This is a genomic window from Pedobacter gandavensis (assembly GCF_032678745.1).
GTDB lineage: Bacteria > Bacteroidota > Bacteroidia > Sphingobacteriales > Sphingobacteriaceae > Pedobacter > Pedobacter gandavensis_C.
Window position 1 is genome coordinate 285,089 of sequence record NZ_JAVTST010000002.1, and the last position, 17,055, is coordinate 302,143.

The window sequence follows — 17,055 nt, forward strand, 5'->3', positions numbered from 1 at the left end:
CACAACCTTCTTCAGAAGGTATATTTAAAGCGATCAGGAAAAGCACTCTTTTCCTGATCGCTTTTTTTTAATAAACTCCATAGGAAACAGCACCCATCTTTTCTTCAGCATTCGAAAAGGTAATAAATTTAAGCTTCCCCCCTCCTTTGCTCCATACATTCTTCTCTATTTTTTCTCCTTCAATTTCTTGTTGAACATTTTTAGCACTATATCCTTTATCCTTTAGCTCCATTTCAATAAAAGTATTATTTGGGGCTCCATTATAAATACAATTCACGCTAAACACCTTGTTTTCCTTAGTATAATACACGTTTACGAAGTCATTTTTCGAATTGAAGGTGTGGATCTCCTTAATCTCACCATCATCAACTTGCTCATCACCTAATTTTTCAAACCCTTTATCCTTCATATAGGAGGCGATATTGTTCTTTGTCGTGTTATAAAACACATCATTGAGAAGGGCTAATTTCTGATGCTTAAATGCTACCTGAGCAGAAACTGTAGCACCTTGCAAGAATAAAAACAGCAATAATAGATTTTTCATAATAGGTTGTTTATTTGTGATCATTCATCTTAGCACACAAAATTAACTAGAAACAGCAGCCCAATAAATACCACTAAAGCAGTATTTTATCGTGGTAATCATATCTCGTAGGAATTCCAATAGGTTTTTTTACATTTATATTTTGTACCAAATTCAAATCCTAATGAACTTACATACGATCGATACCGGTTTATTTAAATTAGATGGCGGAGCCATGTTTGGCGTAGTTCCAAAATCTATCTGGCAGAAAACGACGCCTGCAGATGCAAACAACATGTGTACCTGGGCCATGCGTTGCTTGTTGATTGAAGATGGCGACCGACTAATTTTAGTAGACAATGGTATCGGCGATAAGCAGGACGAGAAGTTTATGGGCCATTATTACCTCCATGGTGAGGATACACTTGATAAATCTCTGGCAGCAAAAGGCTTCTCCAGAGGAGACATTACTGATGTTTTCTTAACCCATCTACATTTTGACCATTGCGGAGGCTCTATTGTCCGCGAGGGCGACAAACTCAGACCTGCATTTAAGAATGCTTTTTATTGGAGTAATGCCAAACACTGGGATTGGGCAGTAAACCCCAACGATAGAGAAAAAGCCTCTTTTTTAAAAGAGAACATCCTTCCTATTGAGGAAAGCGGACAATTGCGTTTCGTAGAAGATGTAGAAGGCGTTCAATTTCATGAAGGCATCAACATTCGCTTTGCCTATGGACATACCGATGCGATGATGCTGCCGCAGATTCAATACAAAGGGCATACCCTCGTTTACATGGCCGATCTATTGCCTTCGGTAGGACACATTCCCCTACCCTATGTAATGGCCTACGACATGTTCCCTTTGCAAACCCTGACAGAAAAAAAATCCTTCCTTCAGGAAGCTGCTGAAAAACAATACATCCTGATCCTGGAACATGATGCAGTGAACGAATGTTGTACGCTTCAACAGACGGAAAAAGGCATTAAACTGGATCGTACCTTCGACCTGGCCAGTCTATAATTCATTTTTTTAACATCAAGCCTAGGGCTTGTAAAAATAATTTGGCCTTTAGCCCTGGTTATTTTTACAAGCCCTCCTTTTTTTTCGGGATTTCCTATTTCCGAGCAAGTCCGATATTAATCAATAGTTAAACCGAATAAGCCCCTATTTTTTCCTTGTAAATGACTTGCTACTCTTTTGCTTTTCTTTTGCTCCGGCAAAATCTGAGCAAAAGAAAAGCAAAACAAAAGCAAAACAAGAGCAAAACAAGAAGCGTCAAAAAGACGGTAAAATACTCTAGAAAACACGGAGTAATACAGACCGATTATTGATCAGTTTTTTTTAGCGCCCAGGTATTCTCCAGAATATTCAATCTCCTGAGGTATCACGAAATGAAATATACATTTCCCTATAAGACCAATTATTTCTACATGAAAGCGAAAGACAATTACCATTTCCCTAAGGTTTTTTGAGAAAATCGACTGATAATGAATAGAATGATCATTGTCAAAATATTGTTTTACTGTGTTATTTTTTATAAATTGAAATAAAAATTTCAACCTGGAAACAAAAAACCAATTAAACGACTATGGGAAAATTCGAAATCAAAACAAGGAAAAACGGCGAATTTCAATTCGATTTGAAAGCAGGCAATGGCCAGGTTATCCTCACAAGTGAAGGCTATACTACTAAAGCCAATTGTAACAACGGGATTGAATCCGTTAAAAAGAACTCCAAAGACGACAGTAAATTTGAACGCAAAACCTCTACTAATGGAAAACCTTACTTCAATCTAAAAGCCACCAATGGACAAGTGATTGGCACCAGTGAAATGTATGAATCGGAAGCCAGTCGTGATAACGGAATTGAATCCGTTAAAAAGAATGCACCAGACGCCGAGGTTTCGGATCTGAGTTAACCATTATCAGTCAAATATTTTTAGCCTGTCCGTTTCATTTAAAAAACAGACAGGCTTTATTTTTTACATTTTTTACTTCTCCTTACGGTATTCTAAAAGATCACCGGGTTGACAATCCAAAGCCAAACAGATGGCCTCGAGTGTTTCAAACCGAATCGCCTTTGCCTTCCCTGTTTTCAAAATAGACAGGTTTGACATCGTAATCCCTACCAGTTCCGTTAGTTCTGTCAATGACATTTTGCGCTGCGCCAACACCACATCTAAATTCACCACTATCGCCATCTTTATATCGTTAATTCATGTTCTTTTTGCAACTCGTATCCTTTTTTGAAAACATACATGATCACCAGGGTGAGCATTCCCGCCGCAAATAAAGTATAGTTGAAATCAAAGTCGTACACCACCTGATAAGTTGTAAACTTAAACAATTCCTGTTTCTTTAGAAATGCAGCGAAGTCCCCAGCCCACAGCAGTATGCTCAAATAAATACAAGAAAGACCAATATCTTTAATACGACCTATGTTTTTTAATGTAAAAATCTCTCCTTTTGCCGAATCGTCCAGAAAATAGTATAATTTACTGAACACCTTGCAGACAAAAACAAACACGCCAAGTCCAATCGCAACAATTGCTAATCTATAAAAACCATATCCTGTACTATCCTGATGAAGATTATAAACTGTACCGGTCACTAAATCGCTCTTTTCTAATTTAAAAACATAACCATCTTTGCCGGTTATATTCAAAGAATCTCCTGGTTTACTAATTACAGCGTTAAATACAGCATCCTGAAAACGGGCTTGTAATGGATGCAATTCTGTATCTGCATTCCAGCCTTTAAAAAAGGCAAAGCGATGATCATAAACTGCCCAAATCAATAAAAAAGCAGAAATCAAGAGCAATAAAGCCCTTATTATTCGAATAAATTTAAGATCTTTTCTCATTTTGACAGTTTTTTGAGGTATTTCTCGATTCGTTTTATTTTTTGTCAGCTGACAGTTTCGCTGTCTTTCCCGAAATTAATATTCCGTAGCAAAGAATTTTACATTCTGACTTCTGCTAGACAAAGCATATTTCTAAACAAACATAACTGATTTATTATTACAAATCAAAATATATTTATTGTAAAACAATAAATATAGACCTATTCACAATACCGCCGCAAAATACTGACAAAAGTATTTTGGAATAATTATTGCTACTTAAAATTTGTAGAAATAGCAGTTGTAAACTGTAACGTTTTCAGGAATTTATGTTTTCAAATTGCCTTTAAATTCTTACTTTTGCAAGTTCAAACACATAACGAGTACCAAAGCATATAAATGAGACAACTCAAAATCACGCAATCCATTACCAATCGCGAAAGTCAATCTTTAGACAAATACCTTCACGAAATTGGTAAAGTAGATTTAATCACCGCCGAAGAAGAAGTAATATTAGCAAGGAAAATACGCGAGGGGGATCAGGCCGCATTAGAACGTTTAACCAAGACCAATTTGCGTTTCGTTGTTTCAGTAGCGAAGCAATACCAAAATCAAGGTTTAACACTAGGAGATTTAATCAACGAAGGTAACCTGGGTTTAATTAAAGCTGCAAAGCGTTTTGATGAGACAAAAGGTTTCAAGTTTATCTCTTATGCTGTTTGGTGGATTCGTCAGTCTATATTACAGGCGATTGCTGAACAAAGTCGTATCGTTCGTTTGCCATTAAATCAGGTAGGTTCCTTAAGTAAAATCAGCAAGGCTTTCTCTAAGCTTGAGCAGGAATTTGAGCGTGAGCCTTCTCCGGAAGAATTGGCAGATATCTTAGAAACTACGGTTGATAAAATCTCTGACACTTTAAGTAACTCTGGCCGTCACGTATCAATGGATGCACCATTCGTACAAGGTGAAGAAAATACATTGTTAGATGTATTGGAAAATCATGAGCCAAATACGGATAGCAGTTTGATCAATGAATCTCTTTCTGAAGAAATCAAACGTTCTCTTTCTACATTAACAGAACGTGAGCGCGAAATCATCGTACTTTTCTTTGGATTAAGCACAAATCACCCACTATCTTTAGAAGAGATTGGTGAAAAGTTTAACCTAACCCGTGAGCGTGTTCGTCAGATTAAAGACAAGGCCTTACAGCGTTTACGTCATACTTCAAGAAGTAAAATCTTAAAATCATATTTGGGCTAGTCTATTAGTTCCATTTAACACCTTGTGTGATAAATTTATAAAGTAAAAAGGTTGGGTATCTCGCTCAATCTTTTTTACTTTTGTGGCATTCTAACCAAAAATATTGCCACATGCTAAAGAAGTACCAATCCGAATTCCAAAGTTGGATTGAAAAAGAAAAAAAAGCCATCGAGCTAATTAACGTCGTAGGCCAACTCTGGTTCGACAGATCCATTGAACTTGTATTGTTCCGCAAACCTTTATTTGATGTTGGAAGTAGCGAAATCCTTTCGCATCACCAATATGCGAAACAGATCAGCGGAAAAGACATCAGTATCTATGAAACCCTGGAGCTTGCGTTGACCATTTCAAAATGCAACCTTGCCCCTTCCCGTATTGACATCGGCCGTCTAGCTTCGGAATGGCTGGATGACAATGACCACTACCCTACCATCCACGATTTTGTGGTGAGCAAACTCAGCAAACACATCGGTAAAGACAAAAGAAACTTAGTCCCTAAAGACGTGGTATTATTTGGTTTCGGTCGTATTGGCAGAATTGCTGCCCGTGAGTTGATCTTACAAGCCGGTAAAGGCGAACAATTGCGCTTAAGAGCCATCGTAACCCGTAGTTATAGTGACGAAGAGCTGATCAAAAGAGCAGAATTGCTACGTACGGACTCTGTTCATGGCCCATTCAATGGGACCATTACAGAAGATTTCGAAAACAAAGCGCTAATCATTAATGGTCAGACCATCTACTTTATTGTTGCAAAAGAACCTGAAGACGTAGATTATACGAGCTATGATATCCATGATGCCTTGCTGATTGACAATACTGGTGTTTTCCGCGATCGTGAAGGTCTGGGCAGACACTTAAATGCCAAAGGAATCAGTAAAGTATTGTTAACTGCCCCTGCTAAAGGAGATATCCTGAATGTAGTGGCTGGAATTAATGATTCGGGGATTGATTATGAATCAGAGACCATTTTATCAAATGCCTCTTGTACTACCAATGCCATTGTACCAGTATTGAAGCTAATTGATGATGCTTTTGGGATTGAAAAAGGACACATCGAAACGGTTCACTCCTATACGAATGACCAGAATTTACTAGACAATTACCATAAAAAATATAGAAGAGGCAGAGCTGCTGCTTTAAACCTTGTGATCACAGAAACCGGCGCAGATAAAGCGGTGGCTAAAGTAATCCCTCATTTAGGTGGCAAACTGACTGGAAACGCAGTGCGTGTCCCTACACCAAATGTTTCATTGGCCATCTTAAACTTGTCATTGAACACCGTAACTTCCAAAGAAGAAATATCAGAAATCTTAAGACAAGCTTCTTTATTCGGAGACTTATCAGAGCAAATTGAATACTCTATTTCTAACGAACTGGTGAGTACTGATTTGATCGGTAACAGTCATGCTTCGATTATTGACGGTCCAGCTACGATCATGGCTAAGGACAATAAATCTGTAGTATTATACGCCTGGTACGATAACGAGTATGGTTACACCAGACAAGTGATTCGCCTGGCTAAGAAACTGGCTGGTGTAGTGAGGTTAACTTATTACTAAGCATTAAGCTTTCTATTCGCAAAAGGCGGGTGTTTTAAAAACACCCGCCTTTTTTATTCAACTGCAAGAAAATTTACTGCCTTCTATCTTTAAAATTGTGGCAACTGAGGTTTCGTCTGCATGATATCCTCAATGTCTGTCATCACTTGCTCAGTAAGCAAAGGCAAAACCTCCAGTGTAGTCAGGTTTTCTTTTAGCTGCGCTGTTTTTGAAGCCCCTAAAATCACAGTACTGACATTGGGATTTTTTAAACACCAGGCCAGGGATAATTTGGCCAGTGGGATGTTCAACTGATCTGCCAATCCCTGAAGCTTTTCTGCCTTTTTCAATTTCTCTTCGTTCAATACCGCATCTTTCAGCCACTCCATTCCTTTAAGTTCTAAACGGGTATCTTTAGTTCCCCCTTTGGTGTACTTGCCCGACAATAAGCCGGAGGCTAATGGCGACCAGATCGTTGTACCCAAGCCATACTCTTTAAACAGCAACAGGTATTCATTTTCCAATTTGTTGCGCTCTAAAAGGTTGTATTGAGGTTGCTCCATTGTAGGACCTATTAAATTATATTGCTTAGCCACCCGAATGGCTTCCATAATTTCTGAAGCACTCCATTCCGAGGTTCCCCAATACAGGATTTTTCCTTGTTGCAACAAGGTATTCATCGCCCATACCGTTTCTTCAATCGGTGTGTTTTTATCTGGTCTGTGGCAAAAATAAAGGTCCAGGTAATCCACCTGTAAACGCTTTAATGCTCCATTACAAGCTTCTATTACATGTTTACGGGATAACCCCATTCGGTTTGGCCCTTTGTTTTCAGTACCAAAAAACACTTTACTCGATACCACAAAAGATTCCCGCTCCCATTTTCTGGATTTAAGGATTTTACCCATTACCAATTCAGATTTGCCTTCTGCATAGCCTTCGGCATTGTCGAAAAAGTTTACCCCTGCATCATAAGCAATTCCCATTAATTCATCAGCAGTCTGATCGCTGATCTGTTGTCCGAAAGTAAGCCAGCTCCCCAAAGAAAGCGCACTCACCTGTAATCCTGATTTTCCTAAACGTCTGTATTCCATTTAATGTTATTTTTTATGAGTTGATTTACCCGGTTTAAAGGGCAGTAAGAAAACATATTTTGTTGAATTAAGTTTTCTAGATCCGGTATTGAAGCAGATCTCCCGCATTTTTTTACCTTTATATAACAAGAACCCCTAAAAATGAGAACTTACCTGCTGATCCCTCTAATTGTAATGTTAAGCTGTAATGCCCAAAAGAATCCTGGACAAGCACAAAACACGGCTACTTTTTCTAAAACAGCCCAGCAATTACTCAAGGATGTAGAGACCTTATCATCTGATCGCTTTGAAGGCCGTAAAACAGGTACTAGAGGCGCTGAAATGGCCAGGGAATACATTACTGGAAGATTTAAGGAAATCGGCTTAAAACCAATCCCTTCGCTTCCTGGCTATACGCAGGATTTTACATTTAAAGATAGATCAGGTAGCTCCATTACAGGGAAAAATATGTTGGCTTATATCCCAGGCAAAAGCCAGGAAATCATTGTCATTTCGGCACATTACGACCATGTAGGCATCATTAATGAGGAAATCTACAATGGGGCCGACGATAATGCTTCAGGCGTAGCTGCTTTATTGAAATTCGCAGCGCATTACAAAAACAACAAACCCAATTATACCTTAGTATTTGCCGCTTTTGATGCAGAGGAAATGGGATTACGAGGTTCTAAGTTTTTTGTGGATCAGCCAGTACTACCATTAGAGAAAATCAAGCTAAATGTGAATATGGATATGATCAGCCATAACGACAAGGGCGAACTTTATGCTTGTGGTACTTATAAATATCCGGAACTAAAAAAGTACTTCATCACCAGCAAACCAACGATTAAAGTGATTTTCGGACATGACGATCCAAAAACCGGCAATGAGGATTGGAGCAATCAAAGCGACCAGGGTTCTTTTAATGCGAAAGGTATTCCTTTCTTATATTTTGGAGTAGAAGACCATAAAGATTATCATAAGGCCTCAGATGAGTACAAAAACATCAATAAAAAGTTCTTTACCGATGCTGCTGAGTCCATTTTGGAAATCATTGACAACATCGATAAAGAACGTAACCTGCAGTCTATTTTCAGAGAAAAACTCCAGATGAAAAAGCAATAGAATTTAAAATTCTATTGCTAAAAGACTGTTTAAAGGGATATGAATACCATTTTTTAATTGCAGGTATTTTTCTGTGACTTGCCATACCGTTGTAGAAACTGTTTTTGGTCCTTCTTTGGTATTAAAGGAAATGTCTGCTTTTGATTTAAACTCATTTCCAAGGCGCTGTGCAGAATTCAATTTATCTCTTAATTCTTCAGTATGGTTCTGTTCAGCAGGTATGATCTGGCTGATGTCTATTGATTCTTTTTCTATTAATTCCCCTATCATAATGCGCTGGCTTTTTTATAATAAATATGCGTTTCTAAATTTAAAATCGCAATTAAATGCCACAGATCAAAGTCATTTTTTAGCTATTTTGTAAATAATAGCTTACATACTTTTTAACTATACTGAATCATAAGCTGTTACTTTTTCAGCTTGTACCGTGTTTCTACCATACCAGATGGCCCCATATTGTGATTAGAGAACTCTGTTTTCGTCATTTTCACAGCAGTGGCAACATTACCTCCGATACCATTTGAGGAGGTACGACTGGCCACACCTGCTGTCGCTACCGGCGCCAATAGAGAAAGTGCCTTTGCTAAATAGCTCTCTTTAGGATCTCCGAAATCGCGGGAGGAGTCATCAAAAAGATCAGATTTCCCAGTATCCATAAAATCTGGTTTCATACCAGTATAATAACCACCTTCTCCATTTTTATTTTTGCTTTCAAAACTTGGCAGATAGACCGAATAATGTTTATCCAGCGTAATCGGAAAGAATCCTACTGGCTTACCATAAGTTGTCTTCCCTACTAGTTTTATACTCTGTACATAAGGTTTAATGCTATTGATCACCAATTCACTTGCAGAAGCGGTGTTATTCGAAACCAGAAACACAATGTTTTTCAGTCCATTTAATGAGCCTTTTTTTGAAAAAGAATAAACATTAGCCGCATCAGACCAATCCACATCATTCAGTGTAAACATTTTACCCGAACTACTGTATTGGATTTTCCCTTTGGCATCTGTTAGAGGTTGATTGGCCAGAATAGTTGCTTTTCCACTTTTCATCGTACTATTGTAACTTTCACTGAACATTACTCCGGTGGTATTCGCAGGAGCGAGCAGGTTCAACAGATACTCTGCAGTTTGTACAGACCCTCCACCATTGTATCGTAAATCGATCACCAGATCGGTAATATTATTAGCTGCAAAATTTGCAAATACAGGATCAATCCTAGTATCAGAAGGGTTTTTACTATCAGTATTTGTCAACACCGAAAACATAGAATAAGCAAGATAGCCAACCTTTTTCCCACCTTGTTCAATAATTTTTGAGGCAAATACCGGACTGCTGGTATAATCTTTAACACTAAGTTCAACATCAGTAAAGACGGTTCCATCTGGTCTCATCCCAGAAAAGGTAGTGCTGGTAGTAGTACCATTTAATACCGCATTGATAATTCCTACTTCCGCATTAAAATTAAAACCTATACTTTGGTTACCAATTTTGGTAATCAGGGTTCCTCTGGTAATCTTTGCCAGATCTGCCGGAGAATTTGGATAAACCGCTTTTACATAGAGGTCAAATCCTGTATCATCACCATATCCTTGAAAATTCAAAAAGCCCATATCATGGCCACGGTCCAATAGATCTACACTAGCTAGTCTAGCCGGGGCAGCACTCTGACTTCCATTAGCCGTATCTTCATCCCTGATGAATGCATACTTAGGACTGGAAGAACCGCTTACCGTTTCAAATCCTGAAGTTTTAGTGATGTTGAACAGTTCGTTTCTAAAGTTCGCCAGATCAGTAGATAAATTGGTGTATGTTCTGGGATCAAAAACGTCATAAGTAGGTAGCTTATCATTCCAGAGATAAATTTGCTGCGCATATAAAAACAGAGAGTCGTTGGTTAGGGCTCTCCGGTCTGTGGTAGGCGTCTGTTTATCATTCGTTCCAGTAACCGGCTTCGGAGGCGCCGGGACTTCTGGAACGACTTTATTTTTTTTGCAAGCACTAAATCCAATAAGTAGTACTGCTAGAGCTAAGACTAGCTTGTTTTTTGAGATGGCATTATTTATCATTCCTGGAGATTTTCTAAAGCAAAAATAGAATAATAGTAATGGATTACCGCATGATAATCAAAGCTTTTCTCGCTATTTCCCCTCTAAAATCAAATCTATTGGCAAATATTCAATTTTTGCCTTTTTGGCAGCTTCCTGATCTGCTGCCTTCGCTCCGATCAAAACCAACTGAGCTGGCTCTAAATGATGGCGCTCCAGAATCTGTTCAATTCCTTGTGTACTCGGTTTCGGTTCAGATTCTTCAGAAAAATAAACGATCAGGTTCTTTTCTAAACCATTCCATTCAACTTGTCTGATTTTATTTAATTGCATAATAGGGTCCCCGTCTACAAACAAAAATACTTGCTTACCAGCGGCAACAATTTCCTGTAGGAATACAAGGGCTTTATTATAAATCAGCAATTTCAATGGAAGCTTTGCATTTTGCATCACCAGATCGAAATTCATCTTATATTTCTCTGGGATTTTGAACTCCGCAGCAGTTTTTTCAAATAGATTTTCCGGACCATGAGCAAGGTATTGCTCCTGCATATATTTTACAATATCTGTAGAATTTAATTGCTCACCGTATTCAATAAATTGCGCGAACAGGTAGTAAACCTGCAATAAATAATCTTTTTCAGGATAAAGGACATTGTCCAGATCAAAAACGAATGCTTGTTTATCTTTTAATAATTGCTCAGGCATCATGGCTATAAAATGATTAAGAATTGATGGTAAATAAAACAGGGATTAAACCTTCAGGACGATCAAGGGTATAAAACACGCCATTCAATTTTTCTTTTAGTCCTAGTTCTTTCTGTGCCTCGGAAACAGTTTCGGGAAATTGCAATACACCGTCCTGGTATAATGCCCAATCTCCGGTTTGTTTTTCCGTATTCAGGTATTTCGGTAAATCTCCTGGTTGAGGAAGCAATACTTTAATCCCAAATTCTTCGAATAACACCATTGATTTAGCAACTGCCTCAATTTCGAAATCGTGGATTGGCAGGAGAATTTCTACATTTTCATCCAGGCAATTGTTCAGCAAGGTATGCGCGGTAGTATCATCATTTCTGATGCCTAAAGAATGCATTTGATAAGCTGCCGAAGAAAACGTTGGCATATCTCCGTAATCAGCAAGTAATATATGGTGGTTCGCAAAAGCTTTCAATAGCTTTAATGCGGAGGCAGATTTGCCTCCTGTAATTAGTATTTTCATTGGAATGTAATTGTCTTTCAATCGTTATGAAGCTGTCATAAGCCTCAAAATATTATATGATTAATCCGTCTTTCATCGTGACTACCCGGTCAGATATTTCTGCCAGACTTTCATTGTGGGTTACGATGACGAAGGTTTGTTTAAAATTATCACGCAGGTTGATAAAAAACTCGTGTAAAGCATTGGCATTGGCGGAGTCCAGGTTTCCAGAAGGTTCATCTGCCAGGATAATGGCAGGATGGTTCACCAATGCTCTGGCTACAGCAATCCTTTGCTGCTCTCCTCCCGACAATTCATTAGGCTTGTGTGAGGCGCGATCTTTCAATCCTAAGAGTTCTAAAAGCTCCATTGCCCGGTATTCCGCGTCCTTTTTACTGGTTTTCGCGATAAAGGCAGGAATACAGATATTTTCTAAAGCACTAAACTCAGGTAAGAGGTGATGAAACTGAAAAACAAAGCCTATATTTTTGTTACGAAATACACTCAGTAGTTCTCCAGAAAGCTGACTTACCTTGACACCTTTCAGTTCCACTGTTCCCTGATTTGGCTTGTCTAAAGTACCCAAAATGTGCAGCAGCGTGCTTTTACCCGCACCGGAAGCGCCGATAATGCTGACAATTTCTCCCTTTTCTACCTCAAAATCTACCCCTTTCAGGATGGGTAAATTTCCATAAGCTTTCTTTATACCTGTTGCTTTTAGCATAAATGCAAACTTACTGTTTTTAAAACCAATCTGAAATTGTAGATTTGGACAAATTTTTTCAGCAAATGAATATCCACGAATATCAAGGTAAAGAAATACTTAAAAGTTTTGGTGTAGCCGTACAAGAAGGCGTCGTTGCCCATACGGTTGAGCAGGCTGTAGAAGCGGCTAAAAAAATGAAAACCGACTACAATTCTGATTGGGTTGTGATTAAAGCACAAATCCATGCAGGCGGAAGAGGTAAAGGCGGTGGCGTAAAGCTGGCGAAGAACCTGGAAGAAGTGAAACAAAGAGCTACCGATATTTTAGGTATGCAATTGGTAACTCCTCAAACTGGCCCGGAAGGAAAGAAAGTTAACAAGATCTTAGTTGCACAGGATGTTTATTATCCTGGAGCGTCTGAAACTAAAGAATTCTATGTGAGCGTGCTTTTAAACCGTTCAACTGGAACTAACATCATTATGTATTCTACCGAAGGTGGAATGGATATTGAAGAAGTTGCAGAAAAAACACCTCATTTAATATTCAAAGAAGAGATTGACCCTAAAGTTGGTCTTCAAGGATTCCAGGCTCGTAAAATTGCCTTCAATCTAGGATTAAGTGGTGCTGCTTTCAAAGACATGGTGAAATTTATTACCGCGCTTTACAAAGCATATGATGCTACTGACTCTGCAATGTTTGAGATCAACCCAGTATTGAAAACTTCTGATGATAAAATCATCGCTGTTGATGCTAAAGTTGACTTAGATGAGAACGCTTTATTCCGTCATCCTGATTATGCAGCAATGCGTGATAAATTGGAAGAAGATCCAACAGATGTGGAAGCAAGTGAGTCTAACTTAAACTATGTGAAATTAGATGGTAACGTTGGCTGTATGGTGAACGGTGCTGGTTTAGCAATGGCGACCATGGACATCATCAAAATCGCAGGTGGTGAGCCAGCTAACTTCCTGGATGTAGGTGGAACTGCAAATGCACAAACTGTAAAAGCAGGTTTCAACATTATCCTTAAGGATCCAAATGTGAAAGCTATCCTGATAAATATCTTTGGTGGTATCGTTCGTTGTGACCGTGTTGCTCAAGGTGTAATCGATGCTTACAAAGAAATCGGTGATATTCCTGTTCCAATTATCTGTCGTTTACAAGGTACTAATGCCGCGGAAGCGAAACAGTTAATCGACGAGTCAGGATTAAAAGTATATTCTGCAATCGCATTGAAAGATGCTGCAGATTTAGTAACTAAAGTATTGGCATAAGCACCAATTCTTAATTAAAATCTTAAAAGGTCAATTGTTTATTCAATTGGCCTTTTTTTATGGGCTATATTTTCAATTTCAAGCTCAGGAAACAGCTCCTCCCTCTCCAAACTCCTTTAAAAAACAAAAGCGGCCTACAGTCATCCAACTGTAGGCCGCTTTAACCAAATATAAATTAAACGAGCTGACACAAATATAGAATTTAAAGACACAAATCACAATTTATTTCAAAATATATTGTGATAAAATTGATTAAACACTAAAAATTATAAAAAAATAAGGGTTAAATTGAATAAAAACCAAGAAAAAGGTAAAAATCAAGATTAAATAGATGTATCTGTTTTATGTTTCAATCAAAAATCAATGATAAATGAAATTTTATCCACACAAAAACCAAAAACATATAAATAAATAAGGTAAAATTGAAATATTAACCAGTAAATACCAAAAAACACTAAAATTATAGACTAAAAAGATTCTAATTGCAAGGAAACATAAAAAACAGAACCTTTATCGAATTCACTTTCGAACCAAATATTTCCTTGCTGTTTTTCGGTAAACTCCTTACACAACAACAGTCCCAGGCCAATACCTTTTTCATTGTTTGTACCATAAGTAGCGGAAGCATTGAGCAGGAATAAGCTTTCCTGCTTTTCGGTGGTAATTCCGATCCCATTATCGGATATAATGATCAATCCCTCCGTTCCCCGGTACCGGGTAGAAACAATCACCTCTCCACCCTCCGGGGTAAATTTAATGGCATTTGAAACCAGGTTTCTGATGACCAGGTGTAACATGTCATGATCGGCCATTACATGCAGTTGTCCGGCAGTCAGCATCCTCAAACGAATTCCCTTTTTAACGGCAATGGCATGCTCTATCTTCAACCAACCCTGTAGCGCTTCATTTACATCCAATGCCTTCAACTGTACATTGCTTCCTTTTAGCTGCGTCTTAGACCAGGAAAGCAGGTTCATGAGCATTTCTGAGGTATCTCTGGTAATCTGTAACAGCTGTCCTTCGATCAATTGCTTTTCTTCTTCATCCAGTCCTATGGAGTTCAGGATTTCCAGATAGCCTTGAATGGAACTTAAAGGCATCCTGATGTCATGAGCCACAATAGACAACAAGCGATCCTTTTCCCTGTTCAGGTATTCAAGCGAGCCCTTTTGCAATAGGATCTCATCTTTTTGAGCTTCAATCTCCCGGTTGCGTTGCTCTACAGATGATCGCTCATACTCATAATTCCTCCGCATATAACGGATAGACATAAATATTAAAACTGTTGAAACGAGGTAGGTGACTGCGAAGTCAATGGTCTTTGCTAAAGAATTAAGGTAAAGATCTGGAGCCAGATTCGGCCAGAAGAATTCTATCGTTAACACAGACAAGACCACTATAATATTTACAGGCACCCAAAACTTATACTGTGTTTTTGGAATGATGGTAATCGTGATAAAAAAAGAAAGGGCAAAGAGCAATACATTCGGCCCAAGGATTCCTGAATTGTAAAAATAACAGTAAATAAAAGTAACATTACTGGCCATACAGAAAAGCGTAATGGCGATGGAGGATTTCCGTCTTACTTTGGAGAGGTAATATAGCCCTGCAATAAACACCATGCAGACACAGCATAACCCTGCTAGTGCCTTGAGGTCCATTATATAATTATATGGTGCCTCTACCAGCATGGCAAAAAATGCAAATATACAGGTGGTATTGAAAATTCGCTCCTCTAAAGAAAACTCACCTATACCACCAATGGCATTTTGCCAAAAAGATTTATTATGATTTGATTGCACGTTAATATGATTGAGATGTCGCTTCGCAAACTTAATATAATAAGAAACATAAAAAAAATCAATCTACAATTGAAGATAAGCAGGTCGTTCATTCTTGGTTTATTGATTAAATCCTTATTTTTGAACCTCTCCACAATAAAATCATGATCAAAAGAGAAAAAGTAAAAAGCCTGTTAGAAACAGAGCAGTTCGACAGAGAAGTAACAGTGATGGGTTGGGTGCGTACTTTCCGCAACAATCAGTTTATTGCTATCAATGATGGTTCCTGCATGGGAAATATCCAGATTGTTGTTGACTTTAATAATACCCCTGAAGATTTATTGAAACGCATCACTACCGGCGCTGCTATTGCAGTAACTGGTATCATCGTAGAATCTGTTGGTAAAGGTCAGAGAGTTGATATTAAAGCGAATTCTATTGAAATATTAGGAGACAGTGATCCGGAGAAATTCCCATTACAACCTAAAAAACATAGTTTAGAGTTTTTAAGAGAAATCGCTCATTTACGTTTCCGTACCAATACCTTTAATGCGGTTTTCAAATTGCGTCATGCTTTAGCTTTTGCTATTCATCAGTTCTACAATGACAGAGGTTTTACTTATATGCATACCCCTATCATTACCGCTTCTGATGCAGAAGGTGCTGGTGAGATGTTTAAAGTAACCACCTTAGATTTGGATAATCCTCCAAAAACAGAAGATGGTAAAGTAGATTTTTCTCAGGATTTCTTTGCCCGTGCCACTAACCTTACTGTTTCCGGACAGCTAGAAGGCGAATTAGCGGCAATGGCTTTTGGACAGATTTATACTTTTGGCCCTACTTTCAGAGCTGAAAACTCCAATACTACACGTCACCTTGCCGAATTTTGGATGATTGAACCAGAGGTTGCTTTCGCAGACCTTGAAGACAACATGCAACTGGCAGAAGACATGATGAAGTATGTCATCCAATATGCTTTAGAAAACTGTAAAGAAGAAATCGACTTCCTAAACAACCGTTTACTGGAAGAAGAAAAGACTAAACCTCAGAATGAGCGTAGTGAATTGTCATTGATTGACAAGTTAAACTTCTGCTTAAACAATGATTTCGAGCGTTTAACTTATACAGAAGCCATCGCGATTTTAAAGTCTTCTAAACCAAATCAAAAGAAACAATTCAAGTATCTTATTGATGAATGGGGTGCAGACTTACAATCAGAACACGAACGTTATTTAGTAGAGAAACACTTCAAAAAACCAGTAATCTTAACTGATTACCCGGCAGATATTAAGTCGTTCTACATGCGTCAAAATGAGCCTGATGCTCAAGGTAGAAAAACAGTGGCCGCTATGGACATTCTTTTCCCTGGTATCGGTGAAATGATCGGTGGTTCTCAAAGAGAAGAACGTTTAGATAAACTGACTCAAAGAATGGAAGAGCTAAATATCCCTCAGGAAGAACTGTGGTGGTTTTTAGACACCCGTCGTTTTGGATCAGCACCACACTCAGGTTTCGGATTAGGTTTCGAAAGACTGGTACTTTTTGTGAGTGGTATGACCAATATCAGAGATGTAATCGCTTTCCCTCGTTTCCCAAGAAACGCAGAATTTTAAGTTAGGAATCTATATTATATAGAAAAGGCCGGGATTTTTCAAGAATCCTGGCCTTTTCTATTTAT

Annotated in this window: 17 protein-coding genes; 7 read left to right on the forward strand and 10 right to left on the reverse strand. The window is 38.3% G+C overall.

Annotated elements, in window-relative coordinates; translation table 11 throughout:
• Positions 1–67: 67 nt before the first annotated feature.
• The gene (locus tag R2S10_RS08870) at positions 68–544 is read right to left on the reverse strand and encodes a hypothetical protein (RefSeq protein ID WP_316840096.1); all 477 of its coding nucleotides are present in this window, start codon (positions 542–544) and stop codon (positions 68–70) included.
• A gap of 163 nt (positions 545–707) precedes the next feature.
• Between R2S10_RS08870 and R2S10_RS08875 the strand changes: the two genes are divergently transcribed.
• Together R2S10_RS08875 and R2S10_RS08880 are read left to right on the forward strand one after the other, a co-directional pair.
• Entirely contained in the window at positions 708–1,547 is an 840-nt protein-coding gene (locus R2S10_RS08875; protein WP_316840097.1) for an MBL fold metallo-hydrolase, read from the forward strand.
• A gap of 568 nt (positions 1,548–2,115) precedes the next feature.
• Positions 2,116–2,445: a YegP family protein gene (locus R2S10_RS08880; RefSeq protein WP_316840098.1), complete on the forward strand. Its 330-nt coding sequence runs from the start codon at positions 2,116–2,118 to the stop codon at positions 2,443–2,445.
• A 72-nt stretch (positions 2,446–2,517) separates the two neighbouring features.
• Here the strand turns inward: R2S10_RS08880 and R2S10_RS08885 are convergent, their stop codons facing one another.
• Together R2S10_RS08885 and R2S10_RS08890 are read right to left on the reverse strand one after the other, a co-directional pair.
• On the reverse strand, positions 2,518–2,727 hold the full coding sequence (locus tag R2S10_RS08885; RefSeq protein WP_182956109.1) for a helix-turn-helix domain-containing protein: 210 nt from the start codon (positions 2,725–2,727) through the stop codon (positions 2,518–2,520).
• Positions 2,728–2,729: 2 nt separating this feature from the next.
• Positions 2,730–3,389 (reverse strand): DUF2975 domain-containing protein, encoded by a 660-nt coding sequence (locus tag R2S10_RS08890; RefSeq protein WP_316840099.1) that lies wholly within the window; start codon positions 3,387–3,389, stop codon positions 2,730–2,732.
• Positions 3,390–3,767: 378 nt separating this feature from the next.
• Here R2S10_RS08890 and R2S10_RS08895 point away from each other — a divergent pair, with 378 nt between their 5' ends.
• Both R2S10_RS08895 and R2S10_RS08900 read left to right on the forward strand, forming a co-directional pair.
• Positions 3,768–4,628: an RNA polymerase sigma factor RpoD/SigA gene (locus R2S10_RS08895; RefSeq protein ID WP_062547391.1), complete on the forward strand. Its 861-nt coding sequence runs from the start codon at positions 3,768–3,770 to the stop codon at positions 4,626–4,628.
• Between the two features lie 110 nt (positions 4,629–4,738).
• Positions 4,739–6,187, forward strand: coding sequence for a glyceraldehyde-3-phosphate dehydrogenase (locus R2S10_RS08900; RefSeq protein WP_316840100.1), 1,449 nt, complete (start codon positions 4,739–4,741; stop codon positions 6,185–6,187).
• A gap of 89 nt (positions 6,188–6,276) precedes the next feature.
• On the opposite strand, the gene R2S10_RS08905 is transcribed toward R2S10_RS08900, so the two are convergent.
• Positions 6,277–7,260, reverse strand: coding sequence for an aldo/keto reductase (locus tag R2S10_RS08905; RefSeq protein ID WP_316840101.1), 984 nt, complete (start codon positions 7,258–7,260; stop codon positions 6,277–6,279).
• 141 nt (positions 7,261–7,401) lie between these two features.
• Between R2S10_RS08905 and R2S10_RS08910 the strand changes: the two genes are divergently transcribed.
• A complete protein-coding gene (locus tag R2S10_RS08910) occupies positions 7,402–8,364 on the forward strand; it encodes a M20/M25/M40 family metallo-hydrolase (protein WP_316840102.1) in 963 nt (320 codons plus the stop codon).
• Positions 8,365–8,367: 3 nt separating this feature from the next.
• On the opposite strand, the gene R2S10_RS08915 is transcribed toward R2S10_RS08910, so the two are convergent.
• The 5 genes from R2S10_RS08915 to R2S10_RS08935 form a co-directional block, all read right to left on the reverse strand.
• Positions 8,368–8,634: a hypothetical protein gene (locus R2S10_RS08915; RefSeq protein ID WP_316840103.1), complete on the reverse strand. Its 267-nt coding sequence runs from the start codon at positions 8,632–8,634 to the stop codon at positions 8,368–8,370.
• Between the two features lie 137 nt (positions 8,635–8,771).
• Positions 8,772–10,436: a S41 family peptidase gene (locus R2S10_RS08920; RefSeq protein ID WP_316840104.1), complete on the reverse strand. Its 1,665-nt coding sequence runs from the start codon at positions 10,434–10,436 to the stop codon at positions 8,772–8,774.
• 72 nt (positions 10,437–10,508) lie between these two features.
• Positions 10,509–11,126 (reverse strand): HAD family hydrolase, encoded by a 618-nt coding sequence (locus tag R2S10_RS08925; protein ID WP_316840105.1) that lies wholly within the window; start codon positions 11,124–11,126, stop codon positions 10,509–10,511.
• Positions 11,127–11,139: 13 nt separating this feature from the next.
• A complete protein-coding gene (locus R2S10_RS08930) occupies positions 11,140–11,637 on the reverse strand; it encodes a hypothetical protein (protein WP_316840106.1) in 498 nt (165 codons plus the stop codon).
• Positions 11,638–11,689: 52 nt separating this feature from the next.
• Complete coding sequence (locus R2S10_RS08935) at positions 11,690–12,340, reverse strand: ABC transporter ATP-binding protein (protein ID WP_316840107.1); 651 nt, start codon at positions 12,338–12,340, stop codon at positions 11,690–11,692.
• Between the two features lie 65 nt (positions 12,341–12,405).
• Here R2S10_RS08935 and sucC point away from each other — a divergent pair, with 65 nt between their 5' ends.
• Complete coding sequence (gene sucC, locus R2S10_RS08940; RefSeq protein ID WP_316840108.1) at positions 12,406–13,596, forward strand: ADP-forming succinate--CoA ligase subunit beta; 1,191 nt, start codon at positions 12,406–12,408, stop codon at positions 13,594–13,596.
• Positions 13,597–14,063: 467 nt separating this feature from the next.
• Here sucC and R2S10_RS08945 read toward each other — a convergent pair whose 3' ends face one another.
• Complete coding sequence (locus R2S10_RS08945) at positions 14,064–15,398, reverse strand: HAMP domain-containing sensor histidine kinase (RefSeq protein ID WP_316840109.1); 1,335 nt, start codon at positions 15,396–15,398, stop codon at positions 14,064–14,066.
• Positions 15,399–15,541: 143 nt separating this feature from the next.
• Here R2S10_RS08945 and asnS point away from each other — a divergent pair, with 143 nt between their 5' ends.
• Positions 15,542–16,990: an asparagine--tRNA ligase gene (asnS, locus tag R2S10_RS08950; RefSeq protein WP_316840110.1), complete on the forward strand. Its 1,449-nt coding sequence runs from the start codon at positions 15,542–15,544 to the stop codon at positions 16,988–16,990.
• The last annotated feature ends 65 nt before the right edge of the window (positions 16,991–17,055 follow it).

Bases quoted from the DNA above. Each gene is read 5' to 3' on its own strand.
- R2S10_RS08910 (WP_316840102.1), top strand. From the start codon at position 7,402: ATGAGAACTTACCTGCTGATCCCTCTAATTGTAATGTTAAGCTGTAAT.
- R2S10_RS08875 (WP_316840097.1), top strand. From the start codon at position 708: ATGAACTTACATACGATCGATACCGGTTTATTTAAATTAGATGGCGGA.
- R2S10_RS08900 (WP_316840100.1), top strand. From the start codon at position 4,739: ATGCTAAAGAAGTACCAATCCGAATTCCAAAGTTGGATTGAAAAAGAA.
- R2S10_RS08890 (WP_316840099.1), bottom strand. From the start codon at position 3,389: ATGAGAAAAGATCTTAAATTTATTCGAATAATAAGGGCTTTATTGCTC.
- R2S10_RS08885 (WP_182956109.1), bottom strand. From the start codon at position 2,727: ATGGCGATAGTGGTGAATTTAGATGTGGTGTTGGCGCAGCGCAAAATG.
- R2S10_RS08870 (WP_316840096.1), bottom strand. From the start codon at position 544: ATGAAAAATCTATTATTGCTGTTTTTATTCTTGCAAGGTGCTACAGTT.
- R2S10_RS08880 (WP_316840098.1), top strand. From the start codon at position 2,116: ATGGGAAAATTCGAAATCAAAACAAGGAAAAACGGCGAATTTCAATTC.
- R2S10_RS08925 (WP_316840105.1), bottom strand. From the start codon at position 11,126: ATGATGCCTGAGCAATTATTAAAAGATAAACAAGCATTCGTTTTTGAT.
- R2S10_RS08920 (WP_316840104.1), bottom strand. From the start codon at position 10,436: ATGATAAATAATGCCATCTCAAAAAACAAGCTAGTCTTAGCTCTAGCA.
- sucC (WP_316840108.1), top strand. From the start codon at position 12,406: ATGAATATCCACGAATATCAAGGTAAAGAAATACTTAAAAGTTTTGGT.
- asnS (WP_316840110.1), top strand. From the start codon at position 15,542: ATGATCAAAAGAGAAAAAGTAAAAAGCCTGTTAGAAACAGAGCAGTTC.
- R2S10_RS08895 (WP_062547391.1), top strand. From the start codon at position 3,768: ATGAGACAACTCAAAATCACGCAATCCATTACCAATCGCGAAAGTCAA.
- R2S10_RS08915 (WP_316840103.1), bottom strand. From the start codon at position 8,634: ATGATAGGGGAATTAATAGAAAAAGAATCAATAGACATCAGCCAGATC.
- R2S10_RS08905 (WP_316840101.1), bottom strand. From the start codon at position 7,260: ATGGAATACAGACGTTTAGGAAAATCAGGATTACAGGTGAGTGCGCTT.
- R2S10_RS08930 (WP_316840106.1), bottom strand. From the start codon at position 11,637: ATGAAAATACTAATTACAGGAGGCAAATCTGCCTCCGCATTAAAGCTA.
- R2S10_RS08935 (WP_316840107.1), bottom strand. From the start codon at position 12,340: ATGCTAAAAGCAACAGGTATAAAGAAAGCTTATGGAAATTTACCCATC.